General features: G+C 37.0%; 14 protein-coding genes and 1 pseudogene. 11 read left to right on the plus strand and 4 right to left on the minus strand.

Annotation, left to right across the window (positions count from 1 at the left end; translation table 11 throughout):
- The first annotated feature begins 474 nt into the window (after positions 1-474).
- Together ACOMCU_RS07465 and ACOMCU_RS07470 are read left to right on the plus strand one after the other, a co-directional pair.
- Positions 475-2,157 (plus strand): methyl-accepting chemotaxis protein, encoded by a 1,683-nt coding sequence (locus ACOMCU_RS07465; RefSeq protein ID WP_010860884.1) that lies wholly within the window; start codon positions 475-477, stop codon positions 2,155-2,157.
- Positions 2,158-2,237: 80 nt separating this feature from the next.
- Positions 2,238-3,143: an LPXTG cell wall anchor domain-containing protein gene (locus tag ACOMCU_RS07470; protein WP_421049801.1), complete on the plus strand. Its 906-nt coding sequence runs from the start codon at positions 2,238-2,240 to the stop codon at positions 3,141-3,143.
- A 92-nt stretch (positions 3,144-3,235) separates the two neighbouring features.
- Here the strand turns inward: ACOMCU_RS07470 and ACOMCU_RS07475 are convergent, their stop codons facing one another.
- Both ACOMCU_RS07475 and ACOMCU_RS07480 read right to left on the minus strand, forming a co-directional pair.
- Complete coding sequence (locus tag ACOMCU_RS07475) at positions 3,236-3,661, minus strand: HEAT repeat domain-containing protein (protein ID WP_036132091.1); 426 nt, start codon at positions 3,659-3,661, stop codon at positions 3,236-3,238.
- Positions 3,662-4,086: 425 nt separating this feature from the next.
- Positions 4,087-4,644, minus strand: a complete 558-nt coding sequence (locus tag ACOMCU_RS07480; protein ID WP_421049802.1) for a flavodoxin family protein — start codon at positions 4,642-4,644, stop codon at positions 4,087-4,089.
- 114 nt (positions 4,645-4,758) lie between these two features.
- Here ACOMCU_RS07480 and ACOMCU_RS07485 point away from each other — a divergent pair, with 114 nt between their 5' ends.
- Positions 4,759-5,646 (plus strand): LysR family transcriptional regulator, encoded by an 888-nt coding sequence (locus ACOMCU_RS07485; protein ID WP_036132117.1) that lies wholly within the window; start codon positions 4,759-4,761, stop codon positions 5,644-5,646.
- 79 nt (positions 5,647-5,725) lie between these two features.
- Here the strand turns inward: ACOMCU_RS07485 and ACOMCU_RS07490 are convergent, their stop codons facing one another.
- Positions 5,726-6,778 carry an NAD(P)/FAD-dependent oxidoreductase gene (locus ACOMCU_RS07490; protein WP_010860879.1) on the minus strand — a complete coding sequence of 351 codons (1,053 nt, stop codon included), beginning with the start codon at positions 6,776-6,778 and terminating at the stop codon, positions 5,726-5,728.
- Positions 6,779-7,161: 383 nt separating this feature from the next.
- Positions 7,162-8,187 carry an S-layer homology domain-containing protein gene (locus ACOMCU_RS07495; RefSeq protein ID WP_421049803.1) on the minus strand — a complete coding sequence of 342 codons (1,026 nt, stop codon included), beginning with the start codon at positions 8,185-8,187 and terminating at the stop codon, positions 7,162-7,164.
- A 376-nt stretch (positions 8,188-8,563) separates the two neighbouring features.
- On the opposite strand from ACOMCU_RS07495, the gene ACOMCU_RS07500 reads away from it, so the two are divergent.
- The 8 genes and pseudogenes from ACOMCU_RS07500 to ACOMCU_RS07535 all read left to right on the plus strand — a co-directional run bounded on the left by ACOMCU_RS07500 (position 8,564) and on the right by ACOMCU_RS07535 (position 15,162).
- A complete protein-coding gene (locus tag ACOMCU_RS07500) occupies positions 8,564-8,938 on the plus strand; it encodes a PH domain-containing protein (protein ID WP_421049867.1) in 375 nt (124 codons plus the stop codon).
- A gap of 151 nt (positions 8,939-9,089) precedes the next feature.
- Positions 9,090-9,595, plus strand: a pseudogene (locus ACOMCU_RS07505) (DUF3916 domain-containing protein).
- A 148-nt stretch (positions 9,596-9,743) separates the two neighbouring features.
- The gene (locus ACOMCU_RS07510; RefSeq protein ID WP_010860876.1) at positions 9,744-10,592 is read left to right on the plus strand and encodes a DUF2935 domain-containing protein; all 849 of its coding nucleotides are present in this window, start codon (positions 9,744-9,746) and stop codon (positions 10,590-10,592) included.
- Positions 10,593-11,293: 701 nt separating this feature from the next.
- On the plus strand, positions 11,294-12,211 hold the full coding sequence (locus ACOMCU_RS07515) for a metal ABC transporter solute-binding protein, Zn/Mn family (protein ID WP_010860875.1): 918 nt from the start codon (positions 11,294-11,296) through the stop codon (positions 12,209-12,211).
- Positions 12,212-12,219: 8 nt separating this feature from the next.
- The gene (locus ACOMCU_RS07520; protein ID WP_010860874.1) at positions 12,220-12,948 is read left to right on the plus strand and encodes a metal ABC transporter ATP-binding protein; all 729 of its coding nucleotides are present in this window, start codon (positions 12,220-12,222) and stop codon (positions 12,946-12,948) included.
- A gap of 11 nt (positions 12,949-12,959) precedes the next feature.
- Positions 12,960-13,832 carry a metal ABC transporter permease gene (locus ACOMCU_RS07525; protein WP_010860873.1) on the plus strand — a complete coding sequence of 291 codons (873 nt, stop codon included), beginning with the start codon at positions 12,960-12,962 and terminating at the stop codon, positions 13,830-13,832.
- Complete coding sequence (locus tag ACOMCU_RS07530) at positions 13,829-14,698, plus strand: metal ABC transporter permease (protein WP_010860872.1); 870 nt, start codon at positions 13,829-13,831, stop codon at positions 14,696-14,698. The genes ACOMCU_RS07525 and ACOMCU_RS07530 overlap by 4 nt, the downstream gene beginning before the upstream one ends.
- 284 nt (positions 14,699-14,982) lie before the next feature.
- Positions 14,983-15,162 (plus strand): hypothetical protein, encoded by a 180-nt coding sequence (locus ACOMCU_RS07535; protein ID WP_036132071.1) that lies wholly within the window; start codon positions 14,983-14,985, stop codon positions 15,160-15,162.
- Positions 15,163-15,324 lie beyond the last annotated feature (162 nt).

The following is a 15,324-nucleotide window of genomic DNA, read 5'->3' on the forward strand; positions in this document are numbered from 1 at the left end:
TTGTCATCTGTTTTTTCTTTCAGAATAGTATTCTTGTAAATAATACTTAGCCTTTTATAAGATTTTAATTTCATAACGTGTAGCACTAAAGCTTTATTTGGCATTACCTTGCCTCTTTTCCTTTGTTAGATCTTTTTTGAAGCCTGTGACATATCCTTTGCACGATGTTCCATAAATCTATTGCACTTAAAATCAAAAAAAAGCTTATAAACACACCAAAATCACTTAATTATTAATCTAAATATAGATTAAATTTTTAAATCATCCTAAATAGATTTATAAATGGTAAATTACTAATATTGTACAATATAGTTAAAATTTTTATTAATTACGCTTTATTTAGTATTAAGAGAGTCGAATGATATCGTTAAATAATGTTTTTTCATGATAGGGATGATTTGTCTGACACAATGTTTAGGTAGATTTATAAGGAGTAATTCGAAAATTATCCGGAAAAATAAGGGGAATTGACAAATGAATTTTAAGTCCATTAGCACGAGAATCATTTTTGCATTTAGTATTGTAGTAGCAGTCATTGTTGTATATATTGCTTACAATGTATCCGCTATTTCTCAAAATAACACAGCAACAGAACAAATTGTTGATGAAGAATTACAATTATTAATTACAGATTACGAACTAGCCTCAACAATTGCAGTAAGAATTGCAGCTGCTAGGGGGTATGTATTATCTGGAGAAGAAAAATATAAAGATATTTACACGCATAACGTGGAACGGGCACTTGACAATGAGAAGAAACGTTTAGCGATTTCTCAATCAAATGAATTTCAGAAGTTTTCGGAACTGGCGAAAGAATGGAGTAGCTATGTTCAAAAAGATGTTTTTGATACATACGATCAGGGCAATGTCGAGTTGGCAACGAAAAATTTAGCTGCGATGGATGCTACAGCTACTGAAATTCGTGAAGGCTATGAAGGCTTGGCAGAACAACGTAAACAATCTATTAATACTGTTGGCACAGATATGATTACAGCAGGCGAGAGAAAGCAATTAACAAGTGTGATCGTTGGTATAGCTATTGTTGTAATTGCAATCTTTACGGCATTACTTAGTGCGAGAAGGATTTCAAAACCAATCATCATCTTGACAAAACGTATGCAACGAATAACTGAAGGAGATTTGAGTGAACCGAAGCTCGATGTAACAACAAGAGATGAGGTAGGGCAGCTGACGACAGCAACAAATACGATGTCCGAAATATTGAACCGTCTATTGAAACATATACAAACTGTGTCAAATGATGTTGCAGCTCATAGTGAGGAATTGATGCAATCCGCTACAGAGGTTAAGGGTGGAACGGAGCAAATTGTAGACACCGTAACAGAAATTGCAAGCGGTACTGAGATTCAGGCAAGTAATGCTTCCGATGTTGCGACAACCATGACAGAATTTACTACACAGGTGACAGACGTCAATAGGAGCAGTAAGGAAGTCAATCAATATTCACAAGAAGTGATGCACTTAACTAAAGAAGGTAAGGAGTTAATGGATGCCTCCACACAACAAATGACAACGATTGATCACATTGTTAAAGATGCAGTCAATAAAGTGGATAATTTAAGTAAACAAACACAGGAAATCTCTAAACTTGTAGCTGTCATTCATGATATTGCAGCTCAAACGAACTTATTGGCACTCAATGCGGCTATTGAAGCAGCACGTGCGGGTGAGCAAGGCAAAGGGTTTGCGGTTGTAGCTGATGAGGTGCGTAAGCTTGCGGAACAAGTATCTGTATCTGTGGATGATATAACAAGCATCGTTGAAAAGATCCAATACGACTCGGTAATTGTTACAACATCACTCGAAAGTGGATACGGAGAAGTTGAAAAAGGAACAACGCAAATCGCTTCTACAAATGAAACATTTAACCATATTGCTGATGCAGTTTACTCGATGTCAACAAGCATCGTAACGATGTCTTCAAAATTAGAGCAAGTCGTACAAAATACCCTCAACATCCATAAGTCTGTCGACGAAATCGCAGCTGTTTCTGAACAATCTGCTGCCGGCATTCAAGAAACATCTGCTACAATTGAACAAGCAGCAAGCTCGATGGATGAGATAAAAAATAGTTCAGTTCATTTAGCGGAAATGGCAGAAAATTTAAACGGACAAATTAGTAAATTTAAATTATAACCGTATGAATTTAACCTAGCGAATTTCATACTTCCAACACATTTAGGATGTATACTATTGGATTGGAAGGTGGGATAATTTTGAGGAAATATATACTAATGATACTGATGAGTACACTGCTCCTTTCTCCAGTGGCTTATGCGCATACAATGGATAAGAGTATGCTTTATACGGATGTTCCTGCTACAACGCCAGATTTACAGGAAATCATGGTACTCCATAGTACTGGGCTCCTTGGCTATAATGGTGCAGATATGGCATTAAATCCAACAGAAAATTTATCACGTAAGGATTTTGCTGGCTGGGTAGGCGCTTTCTTCGGTCTTGAAGGTTCAACAGTTGATGAACTGGCACAAGCAGCAAAAAACGAGGAGTATGTATCTTCACTAGATGGAGATATAACGTATAAAGAAATCAATATTGCATTATTTCATAATAAACTAGAATTAGAAAAACCGGAAGCAACGTTAACAAAAGAAGCGTATATTGCCTTTTTAACAGAAAACCTAGATGTCGATATGGGTGGTCACACGTTGCTACAGATGGGTGGATTTTCATATGGCCCTACTGGTACAGTGGAAGATGTTGTAACAGGGGATGAAACAGGTCTAGTAATTGATGGTGAAACATATATGCTTTCAGGTCATCCACGAATTTTTGCAGATTCCACTGAGGCAAAAAGCTGGGTTGGTCAAAAATTAGAAAAGTCCATTTTGACGACAAGCGGCGGTCATCATCATGGTCATGATGCACAGACAACGAATACGTCTACGCCAACGTTACAATACATTCAACTTGGAACGACTACACAGGCAGCGACAGAAGAAACAAAAGAACAAGTTCCAAACGCTACGCCAAGAGAACAACAGCAATCGAGCGAAGCGGCTGACACAGCATCCTCAAGCTCCAACACTATATGGATTGTTGCCATTGTTGCTTTACTCGCCGTTATTATAGGCATTGTGTTGTGGAAACGAAAAAAATAATCATCATAGGCATATAAAAAACCAGCAATTTACGAGGAAATCGTACTAATTGCTGGTTTTTTCATACAAAATGTGTAGCTATATTTCCTTACTTAGATAGTTTGCCATTTCGCTTCTAGCCATGGTAGGAAGTTTTCACCTTGATCACCTTCGTAGGCATCGTAGACATCTAGACGTGTACGCTTTAGCTTATCCGCGAAGTCTGACAATGTATGATCTGCGGGTAAACTTTTCTTTACGCGCACAAATACTTTTTCCGCACCTTTGATAAGCTCGAATTTACGGCGGGTAGGCTGTTTGACATCCTCACCAAATTTCGTTAATGCTTCATATGCCGCTTGCTGTACAGCAAACACAGTATCTGCCTTCACACGATTGTGTAGTAAGTCAATAACTTGTTCATGTTTATAGCTACTTAGTGTTTGCACAGCAGCCAAGCGCTCACGCCAGCTTGAAGTGTAGTTGGCAGCCTTTTTTAAATCTTGGTAGTTTTCTGGTAACTCAGTTTGCATTTTCATAATGTGCTCCTTTGTTGTAACGGACATAATTCCTTGTAACAGAATGCGCCTTTATTTCGTGTTCTTTATTTATAATGAGCTAATTGCCTTCAAAATAGAACCAATATTAAAGAAATATAAGCGAGAATCGGTATTCTATCGGCGCAACTGTAGATTCCATCGGTTCTTGACGGTGCAATTGGCGAAAAAGCACGTCAGTAGTGCAATCCCACTGCTACCGGCGGAAATAATCTATCCTATACGATGATTGATGATAAAATATCATTCTTATAATTAATATGGAAAAATCTATATCAAATTTACTCACATAGAATAATTATATAGGAACTGACCCAGAAAGCAATCATTCAATGATACGGTGATAAAATCGTACAGACATTGTGGTGTATTATTTTCTGTAGAAATGTCTTAGTGACTAGCTATATTCAAATTCTACTTGTCATTGTTTTTAGCTGCTTGTTTAAAAGTGCTGCTTGTGCAACAGCCTGTTCGTCATTGGCAATCTCACCAGGTTTGTTTGCTTCTCCAAGAATATAAGACGAGAAGGGCATATTTAAAAAGTTAAAGATATAGTGGAATTGTTGAATCATTGGCAATCCCTTTATTTTCGGATCATCGCCACCGACAGCAAGGACTATTGCTTGTGTTGTCAGCAATTTCTCTTTTAACTGTGGAAAGCGTTCATCTCGGATAGCGTGACTCAGTCGGTCTACCATATTTTTCATGATGCCGGACATGCTGTACCAATATATTGGCGTCGCAAAGAGCACGATGTCACTTGTCATAAGTGCATGGATAATCTGGTCGTAATCATCATACACAAATTGAAAGCCTTGTGCAGAATGGCGTAAATCATCGATTGGCTGAATGTTTAAATCCTTTATAAATAACTTTTGATGCGCAACGCCCTCTAATACATAGTCGGTAAGTTTTTCACTATTGCTGTATGGTCTTGAGCTGCCGATAAAAGCAGTGATATTCATATGATTTCCTCCTCTATTTTTCACATTATAAATAGTGTATACTTTCTTTTACTATCGAGAAAGCTGAATGTTTCGATGGAATGTATCGAAAAAAACGATTTAGAGGTGAAGGCGATGGATATTAAACAGTTACAAACATTCCTAACCGCTTCGAAAACTTTAAGCTTTACACAAACTGCTCAGCAATTAGGTTACGCGCAGTCCAGTATCACCGCTCAGATTAAATCATTAGAAGAAGAGCTAGGAACAGTGTTATTTGAGCGTCTTGGTAAGCGAATTACACTCACGGAAGAGGGGAGCAGACTACAACAGTATGCCCAGAAAATGCTGGAACTAGGTACTGAAATGAAAAGAGCATTATCCAGCGAGCATACACATGCAGTATTAACAATAGGTGCTCAGGAAAGTCAATGTGTGTATCGCCTGCCAAGCATTTTGCAATTATTTCAACAACGCCATCCGCAAGTGAAAATTATTTTTAAACCTGTGCATACGACTGAAATTGCAAAAGACTTATTACAGTCGGGAAACTTAGATGTCGCTTTCATTACCGATACGTACAAGGACACACCTATGCTACATCGTGAACGACTCATTCAAGAGCAACTAGTGTTTATAAGTGCACCATCTACTGTCCTGCAAAAAAGTGCATTATCTGCCCAACACTTTTCAGATGCAACGATGTTGTTAACTGAAAATGGCTGTTCTTACCGAAATCAATTGGAATCTCACTTGCAACAAGAAGGGGTCTATCCAGCGCAATTGATTGAATTTGCTAGTATTGAAGCCATCAAGCAATGCGTAATGGCAGGCTTAGGCATCACATTCTTACCAAAAATGGTGGTGGAGAAGGAGTTAGAGAACAAACGCTTAAAGGAATTGCCCACAACGCTGAATTTAGCGGCGATTTTTACCGATATTGCTTGGCATAAAGATAAACATATATCCCCATATCTTGCTGATTTTATAGAGATTGCTATTGACAGGTATAAGGAACTTTAAAGAGTTGTCTGGTTTTAAATGAACGCAAGCAAAAAGGCAGCTTTCGTTATATCTCAAGCTGCCTTTTTTAGTTGGATAGTTAAACTTTTAGTAATGTATCATTAATAATCGCGCGGTTTCTCGATGCAAATACATCATTGTGTGAAGAAACGGTCGCCATTTTATTGGCTTCAGGCTCAATCGTTAGTTTAATGCTATTTACTGCGTTAACGGCATCTTGAAATGCGCCAGCAATTAAATGGATTTTTCCATCGTATTGTGCAATATCTCCAACTGCATATAATCCTTCAATCGTTGTTTGACAGCCAGTATTTGTTTGTAAAAAGTAATTGCGAATTCCATCGCGTTCAGGCTGAATAGCGTGATCGAAGGAGAAGGATTGATCTCGGTCATAGCCATGATTAATCAATACTTCATCTATAACAAGCGTCGCTGTTTCATTTGTACCCTTGTTTTCGATAATGACTCTTTTGATTTTTGTTTTTTCTTCGTTCGCTACCAATGTTTTAATAGACGTTTGTGTAATGATAGGTATGCCATACGCTTGTAACTTTTTCACTTGTGCTTCATGAGCAGAGATTTCTTCTCCGCGATAAATAATCGTAATGTCTTTTGCAATATCTAGTAAGTCACATGCCCAGTCGATAGCAGAGTTACCACCACCAGAAATTAATAAAGATTTATCCTTGAAGCGTTCGATGCCACGAATTGTGTAATGAAGATTGGAAACTTCGAATTTTTCTGCGCCTTCTAAGTCGAGCTTAATAGGACTAATAATTCCTCCACCAACAGCAACAATGACATTTTTTGAATAATGTTTTTCACCTGTACTCGTTGTAATGATGAAAATATCATCTTCCTTCGAAACGATATCAACTTTTGTATTTAAACAAACAGTAGGGTCAAATGTCAGACCTTGTTCTACTAAATTATCAATAACCTTTTGAGCAGGTGTTGCTGGTAAAGCGCCAATATCCCAAATTAACTTTTCAGGATAGACGTGAATTTTTCCGCCAAGTACGGATTTGTATTCGATTATTTTTGTTTTTAAATCACGAAGTCCTGCATAAAAAGCACTATATAGTCCACTAGGGCCGCCACCAATTATTGTTACATCATAAATGTTATTCATAGCATATCTCCTAATTAGTTTATTCTCATTGATTATCATTTTCAATTAGTAGTGATTAATACTAAAATATAGTAATTTGGACAACATTACAAGTGTTAAAGTAAATATAAATTAAATTGATCATGAAATAGGGGGAAATTGTATGTTTATTGACGTATTTCATGTAAATTGAAATGTGAAATTTTAAGAGAAGTAATGCGATAGCTTTACACGGAGCATTTGATAGTCGTTTTCAAAAAAAAGTGCGAATGGATAATTTGATCCATTTCGCACTTTTAGACTTGCATGACGATAAATTTACTACCAATACAGTGACGCAACCGTTGTTTTTTAAATAGGCGTCATGATGTTCTCTTTAACATCGAGCTGGACAAAGTCACGTGTCATTGTTTTTTCAATGTCCCTGAAAAGTTTGTGCCTTCATCATGCTCAGCTATACAGTCTACTTCTGTTATTTTAAGAGCATTATTGAGTCGCTCAAATTCTAGTACGCAACGGTTGCCATTTGTGGATTTGTTCATAACAGCTTTTGAACTAGAGGTAATGGTCGCTGTCCCATCTACACGCCCAGATTCTTGTCCATCATTGGCTGTCAGTGAGATGTAGAAGCTCTTACTTGTGGCGTTTGAAATGATGGCATCACGGCGGTTGTAATCAGTCGCTCCTTTGCCCCATTTATAGTAATAGGTATAAATGCCTTCCCATGCACTTTTGGCAGGTGTCGTTTGTTGCATTGTTTTATCAAGCTGATTTTGTCCAATTTTTGCAAGTGTATTTAAAGAAGCATTGCTTGCATTTAGATGAATTTCTTGCGCATCCTCAGAGATTTCATATAAATTTCTCGAATCCATACGGTGTAGCAATGTAACGACTTGGGCACGTGTCATATTGTTGGACACGCCAAAAAACTTTTGCAAGTTACGATTTTCATATTGAGGATTTTGCCCAGTGGAAATGTAAGAATCGAGTAAAAATTGAATGGATGCGTCTAACCCATGTTTACCGTTCGCTATATGAGTAATTGCTTGTGCCACTACGCCACGCTTCACAGCGGTTGCTCGAATAGTATTATCAAAATAACCGTTGAGTGGCACACCATAGCTGGCAAGACGATCGTAATATTCATCTGACCAGTTTGCAGAAGGCGTCTGTTTATTTAACTCATCGTAGGGTGTTTCAAGCTCATAGTAATTTGCAAGTAGTTTTGCAAATTGTTGCTCGGTAATCGTTAAATTTGGCTTGAATGTCCCATCTGCGTAGCCATCGATAATGGCATATTCCTCCGCCCACATAATTGCTTCATAAGCAAAATGCTCTTCCGGCACATCTTTAAAACTAGCTGCGTCTACTGTATAGCCGCCCCCGACAACAAGTACTGACAGTAATATCAGGCATACTAATTGTTTCATTATCATTCTTCCTCTCTAACTAGTATTATACTTAGTTTGCAGGATGTGGGTGGAAACTGCAAATTTTTATAGAGAATATTTAGAGTTTCACAGCATTGTACAGCTCAACAATAGATGTTACAAGATATCTCCTTAACGATTGGTATGTACAATTGTGAGATGAAGTAAATATAAAATACACCAGTCATGGAAGTTGAGTTGTCACTAGCCATGGATAACGCGGTTTTTGCCACTTCTTCGGCTCGATCTAAACGTTGCATCGGTGAAATTTGACTTAATGGTTCTTAACTTTTTTACTGTGAATAGCATACCGCTCCATACTTTTACTCTGCTGAATAAATGGTATAATTGTATGAAAAAGGATGGCGGTGGGATAATGGGCTTTTTAAATGGCTTGATGGGGAATGCTTCTGAAACAAATGTCGCTGAGGTTGAAAGTGAGATTAAAGAATTATTAACGAATTCTGAACAAGTGGAACATGCATATAAGTTAATTCGTGACTTATTTGTTTTCACCAATAAACGGCTGATTTTAATTGATAAACAGGGCGTGACAGGTAAGAAAGTGGAATACCATTCGATACCATATAAAAATATTGTACATTTCTCAATTGAGACAGCAGGGAATTTTGATCTAGATGCAGAGCTGAAAATTTGGCTTTCAGCGGGTGGCTTAGTGCAAAAAAAGTTTAATAAAACGCTCAATATTTATAAAGTCCAAAGCGTTTTAGCTGAATATGTACTAAAATAAAAAACTTGTGCCCACTTCTTTTAGGAAGTGGGTATTTTTGTCAAGTTCTTCGAGATGCAGCAAACATTGTTAGACTAAATCTATGAATCTTGCTGTTACATAGGAAGAGCTAAGAACATTTACGTAACACTAAATATAAAGGAGAAATAGTATGAGGGATAAAAAAGTTCGTGGCATTAAACGTAAATCTAATAACATGATTAATGGAATTGAAGAACATACTTTGGTGTTTCCAACAGAATTTTACAATGGTTATTGGCATCTGCACCTACCAGTTGCTCAAGACTTTATAAACTCTAACAAAACACCTGAAAAAATTAAACGACTATGCATTCAAACACTAGTGAATAGAAACAGTTAATTGAAATGAAACCAGATGACAAAGAAAAATATCAAGTAGTGGTTGCAGTTAATTTACCAGATTTGTGGGGTTCGCAAATTATTGTATTTAAAGGGGATGCCCATTTTAAAAATTTCTTTTAAAGGAATGACGACGATCAAAAGTGGTTTCGATTATCAGATGATAGAAATATTCAAAGAGAATGGGGATTACATGTTACTAATGAATTGCAAACATCAAGATTTAAAGAAGTGATTTCTGATGAAGATGGATGCCACTATGAAGGGGAAATTTGGTTTATAGGGGAATTAAAATAAACGATAGGGAATATCACAATCGTTGTATGTCCTTTTTCTAATCAAAAAAATACCCTTTATTGTTTAACAGTGCCTATTGTTAAGACATAAAGACAACTTCACTGAGAATATGTTGGAGTAAGAGCTTATTTTAGGGGGAGTCTAACTGATGCAATGGAATGAAGAGGTACCAGATGCTAATAATCGTTCTACACCATCCATGTTTGTTGCTCGTTCTTTAGAAGAAATTCGGTTTTGGTCAAGGATTATGAAAGAACATTCGCTATTCCTTCGATTAGGGTTTAGATGCGAAGATACACAATTAATAAATGAAGCAAATCAATATTATTATTTGTTCGAAAAGATTGAACAACAATCTCATCAATTGACCAACCAAACCGATCCAGAACAAATGCGAAGATTTAACACAGAAGTTCAAATAGCCGCGACAAATATATTTGCTTTTAAACGGAAAGTGTTAGGGTTAATACTCACTTGTCAGCTGCCAGGAGCGAATAATTTTCCCTTATTAGTTGATCATACTAGTCGTGAGGCCAATTATTTTAGAAAACGATTAATTGAATTAAACGAAGGAAAGCTGAAGCCCCTTGCTGATGAAATCATCAAAGAGAATGTTTTTTATCTAAGAATCATGGCCGATCATGCAAAATTTATAGGGCACCTTCTTGATCCTTCTGAAAGAAAACTTGTTGATATGGCAAGAGAGTTTAGCAATGATTTTGATGAATTACTTTTTCAAGCGAGAGATTTAGAAAGCATGAAACCGCAATCACAGACAGTGCCACTATTAGACCAATTCCTTGATCAAAATCGTGTTTCTGTAGTGTCTCTCCGTGATTTTAAGAAAACTGCGCGCGATCTAATCGAAGAATGCAAGATAAAAAGCATTATTCATCCGTTATTAGCAGACCATGTTTTCCGTGAAGCGGAACATTTTCTTGAAATTATCGACTTGTTTGAAGCACATCTTACTGGAAAAACGGCCTTTCCAAGTTAAAGTATGTAACAATTAATAATGATAATATGGAAGAACGAGTGAAGTTTTTATAGAAACGTAAGTCATGATATACGTGTATATTTATGCTTTATTTTTTCTAACTTATGTACGCTTTGAAATAAACGCCAAAGCCTAAATTCTCGATTAATTTACGAGAAATTAGGCTTTTTTTAATTCAGTAATTTCTGTGATTACCCTTGAAATTTAAATGCCACAATATAGTGTGAAATGTTATCCTCCTTACTTCCAAGCACAATTTTCCAACTCACATCTTTTCTAAATAGTACGACCTATAACTGAGTACAAGCCCTTATTTTTGTGTTCGTAGTCGTCGTACATCAAGTGAATAAAAATGTGTATTAGCTAATGAAATATACGCCAATATAATGCGGTTTGTATGTACATCACTATAAAAATAAAAAAATATTTTTAGAAAAAGGTTGATTATTCTTTCGATTAAGCATATATTTTTCCTAAAGGAAACAAAATATCGTTTGAGAAAGAAGAGTGAGTGAATGAAAGAATTAGATGATGTCAAATCAACGTTCCTTCCACTAGGGATACTAGTGATTTTAACGATATTGTGGAAAACGACTCATTCAGTCGGGGCTGGGATTTCTATAATGGTCTTTTGGATGAGCTGGCGCCAGCTTCTGAAGAAATACATTATTAAATAAATAGAGATAGGAAGAGGTAAAAGCATGAAACGTTTTTTAAGTGTACTAGGTTTATCATTATTACTTTTCGGATGCAGCGCACAAAGTAATGCTACTGAAGAGGAAAAAGAAGGAGTTGTTGTTGCCACAACAGGGCAAATTGCTGATGCCATTAAAGAAATAAGTGGCGACCATTTATCCGTTTCAGCTTTGATGGGGCCGGGAGTAGATCCACATCTATACAAGGCAACGCAAAGTGATTTAACAAAATTAGATAAGGCAGAGGTCATTTTTTATAACGGCCTACACTTAGAGGGACAAATGCTCGATATTTTTGAGCAAATGGCAAAAGACAAAACCGTGCTTGCCGTTGGTGAGAAATTGGATGAGAAGCATCTACTGGCAAGTGATAATGACGCTATGCTACATGATCCACATATATGGTTTAACATTGAGCTGTGGAAACAGGTTGTTGTGGCGATAGGCGATACTCTTGTAGAAGAGTATCCGCAATACAAAGCTGACTTCGAAACAAATGAAGCGGCCTACTTAAAAGAATTAGAGGAATTACAAACATATGCCAAAGATCGTGTAAGTGATATTCCAGAAGATCAACGTATTTTAGTAACGGCCCACGATGCATTCAATTATTTCGGAGCTAGTCAAGGATTTGACGTGCGAGGCTTGCAAGGGCTTAGTACAGATTCTGAATATGGTGTGAAAGATGTGCAGGAAATGGTGAACTTCTTAGTAGACAACAATATTAAGGCTATTTTTGTAGAATCAAGTGTATCTGACAAAGCAATGAATGCTGTTATTGAAGGTGCAAAACAGCAAGGTCACGACATTGTGATTGGCGGAGAGTTATTCTCTGATGCGATGGGTGCTGAAGGCACTAAAGAAGGCACATACATTGGGATGTATCAACATAACATCGACACAATTGTCGATGCACTGAAGTAGGTGGAAAAATGAACGCATTAACAGTTGAAAATTTATCGGTCGCTTATGATAAGAAAACAGTATTAGATAACGCAAATGTTACAGTACCAACAGGTCGCCTTTCTGCCATCATTGGCCCAAATGGTGCGGGGAAATCAACCTTTTTAAAGGCCATATTAAATCAATTACCAAATAAGGTTGGTAAAGTTGAAATTCTTGGGCAACTATTTGAGCCGAAAAGTTTAGTTGTGGGGTACGTTCCTCAACGTAATGCAGTCGATTGGGATTTTCCAACGAATGCATTAGACATTGTGTTAATGGGACGGTATGGACATACGGGTTTATTCAAAAGACCTTCTAAACAAGATAAGTTATTGGCACAGCAAGCACTTGCCAGTGTAGGAATGCAAGATTTTGCTGAGCGTTCCATCGGTCAATTGTCGGGAGGGCAACAACAGCGGGTCTTCTTAGCAAGAGCACTTGCTCAAAATGCAGATGTGTATTTTTTAGATGAGCCTTTCGCGGGGGTAGATGCGGCAACAGAGAAAACGATTATAGATATTTTGAAAAATTTAAAAGCACAGGGCAAAAGTATTTTTGTTGTACATCACGATTTACAAACTGTGAAAGAGTATTTTGATTTTACAATTCTACTAAATAAAACGATATTAGCATCAGGTGCAACAGAAGAAGTTTTCACACCACAACAACTACAAAAAACGTATGGTGGAAGATTATTCATGATGCAAGACATGTGAGGGGGGAGAATATGTTAAGTGGTAACTTGCTTTGGGTACTAGTAGGGACAATGTTACTGGGAATTGCAGCTGGGATTACTGGCACCTTCTCCTTCCTTCAAAAACAAAGTTTAGTTGGCGATGCAGCAGCACATGCTGCATTGCCAGGTATAGCTCTTGCGTTTTTACTAACAGGACAAAAAGAGCTACCGATTTTGATGATCGGTGCCGCAATTACATCTGCATTATCTGTTTATTGTATACAGTGGATTGTGTCATTTTCCAAAATGAAAGCAGATGCAGCCATTGGTTTAGTATTAACTGTATTTTTCGGCGTAGGTGTCGTATTTTTAACAATCGTCAATCGTAGCCCAATAGGAAATCAAAGTGGACTTAATAATTTTATTTTCGGTAAAGCAGCGACAATGACAAAATCTGATTTACTGTGGTTGTTTCTAAGTGCCACGATTATCATACTGGTTAGCCTACTGCTCTATAAGGAATGGAAGCTCCTAATCTTTGATCCTGTCTATGCAAAGGGAATAGGGCTACCGATTGAAGCGCTAAAAGCAATATTAACCGTGCTCATTGTTATGACGATTGTAACTGGGATTCAGGCTGTAGGTGTTATTTTAATGTCAGCGTTATTAATCATTCCAGCTGCTAGCGCTAAGCTTTGGACCAATAAGTTGAGTTCAATGCTTATGCTCAGCGCAGCTATTGGTGGTATTTCAGGTATTACGGGAACTTTTATCAGTTCCATACGGACAGGTTTATCAACGGGTCCGATTATTGTATTAGTAGCAGCGACCATTTTCTTTCTGTCTTATTTAATTAGTCCATCTGGGCAAATCAATAAATATCGTAGGAAAATGCAGTTCCGAAAGCAAGGTGATTTAGGGTGATTGAATTTTGGGTAGTGTTAACAGGACTTTTAGTAGGTATTACATGCGGCATAGCTGGCGTTTTTCTGATATTACGAAAAATGTCGATGATAGCGGATGCGATTAGTCATACCGTATTATTCGGTATTGTGATGGCCTATATTATTACACAGACATTAAATGGCTTTTGGATGCTGATTGGCGCTGCAATAGCAGGGATATTAACAGCGTATTTAGTTCAATTACTGCATTCATCTGGTATTCAGGAAGACGCAGCGATTGGCGTGGTTTTCACGTCATTGTTTGCTGCTGGTGTACTACTCATTACCTTGTTTGCAGGAAATGTTCACTTAGATGTGGAGCATGTGTTAATGGGCGAAATTGCATTTGTTCCTTGGGATCGATGGACCTTGTTTTCTATCTCAATGCCGAAAGCCGTGTGGATGTTGTTGCTTGTGTTAATCATTAATATCGGATTCTTACTATTATTCTTTAAAGAAATGAAGCTCTCCACTTTTGATCCGGTATATGCTGCTTCTATAGGGATTCCAGTTGTGTTCCTACATTATGGTTTTATGACCTCAATTTCATTTACTACCGTGGCGGCATTTGATAGCGTTGGTGCGATATTAGTTGTCGCAATGTTAATAGGACCTGCTGCAACCGCCTATTTATTTAGTAAAACGATTAAACAAATGTTCATTTTTAGTATGCTATTTGGTGCTGCGGCCGCCATTGTTGGTTATTATTTAGCGAAGTATTGGGATACATCCATTGCGGGTATGATGGCGGCGACAGTCGGTCTATTATTTGTTTGCACTTTATTGAGTCAAAAAATCATCGAACGTAGAAGGAAGACCCTCGTAAGTAAATTAGAAGGTATGTAAAACACGACAAGACATCGTTTGATTATTTGATCAAACGATGTCTTTTTGTTGAGTGACTATCATAAACAATTAAAAAGCAAAAGTAGGTAAAATTTTTCTTCATATTCAAACTTTTGCATGATTTTTTATTCCGCAATGAACAGTATATTTTAAAAATAGTAGTTAGTACTCTGATAAAAGGTTTAAACGCAGCACATTAACCGGTAGAAGTCGACTGAGTGTTATAAAAGGATTGAGCTTTTTGGGGATAGTAAAAGGAGAAAATTGGCTAGGTCTATGGGAAAGTGACTACATCATCCTCCATTCGCCACAGAGCTTATAAAATTGATGACGAAGATTTTCAGCATATGAAAGGGTGGTTACAATCTCAGCATTTGCCTACACCAAAACAACAACTCGTATTGCCAAATCATCCACATGCAACGATTTACTTGGCTGATTTTGATGCAATTCCAAAGAGCTAATAAGGCCAGTAAGAAATATATTATATTTTGCTCATATTAATAGTAGTTTTTTTCTATAAACGATACATAGTTAAATTGAAAGACATCTTGAAATCGCTAATGTTTTCTACTTTGTATTTTATTCTAGCAGAAAAATAGACAAGTATTGTAAGTTTGCTATGT

This window comes from Lysinibacillus sp. UGB7 (assembly GCF_049058285.1).
GTDB lineage: Bacteria > Bacillota > Bacilli > Bacillales_A > Planococcaceae > Lysinibacillus > Lysinibacillus sphaericus_B.

Coding starts and splice junctions, on each gene's coding strand:
- ACOMCU_RS07465 (WP_010860884.1), top strand. CDS start 475: ATGAATTTTAAGTCCATTAGCACGAGAATCATTTTTGCATTTAGTATT.
- ACOMCU_RS07475 (WP_036132091.1), bottom strand. CDS start 3,661: ATGAAAATGCAAACTGAGTTACCAGAAAACTACCAAGATTTAAAAAAG.
- ACOMCU_RS07480 (WP_421049802.1), bottom strand. CDS start 4,644: ATGAATATCACTGCTTTTATCGGCAGCTCAAGACCATACAGCAATAGT.
- ACOMCU_RS07485 (WP_036132117.1), top strand. CDS start 4,759: ATGGATATTAAACAGTTACAAACATTCCTAACCGCTTCGAAAACTTTA.
- ACOMCU_RS07490 (WP_010860879.1), bottom strand. CDS start 6,778: ATGAATAACATTTATGATGTAACAATAATTGGTGGCGGCCCTAGTGGA.
- ACOMCU_RS07495 (WP_421049803.1), bottom strand. CDS start 8,187: ATGAAACAATTAGTATGCCTGATATTACTGTCAGTACTTGTTGTCGGG.
- ACOMCU_RS07500 (WP_421049867.1), top strand. CDS start 8,564: ATGGGCTTTTTAAATGGCTTGATGGGGAATGCTTCTGAAACAAATGTC.
- ACOMCU_RS07510 (WP_010860876.1), top strand. CDS start 9,744: ATGCAATGGAATGAAGAGGTACCAGATGCTAATAATCGTTCTACACCA.
- ACOMCU_RS07515 (WP_010860875.1), top strand. CDS start 11,294: ATGAAACGTTTTTTAAGTGTACTAGGTTTATCATTATTACTTTTCGGA.
- ACOMCU_RS07520 (WP_010860874.1), top strand. CDS start 12,220: ATGAACGCATTAACAGTTGAAAATTTATCGGTCGCTTATGATAAGAAA.
- ACOMCU_RS07525 (WP_010860873.1), top strand. CDS start 12,960: ATGTTAAGTGGTAACTTGCTTTGGGTACTAGTAGGGACAATGTTACTG.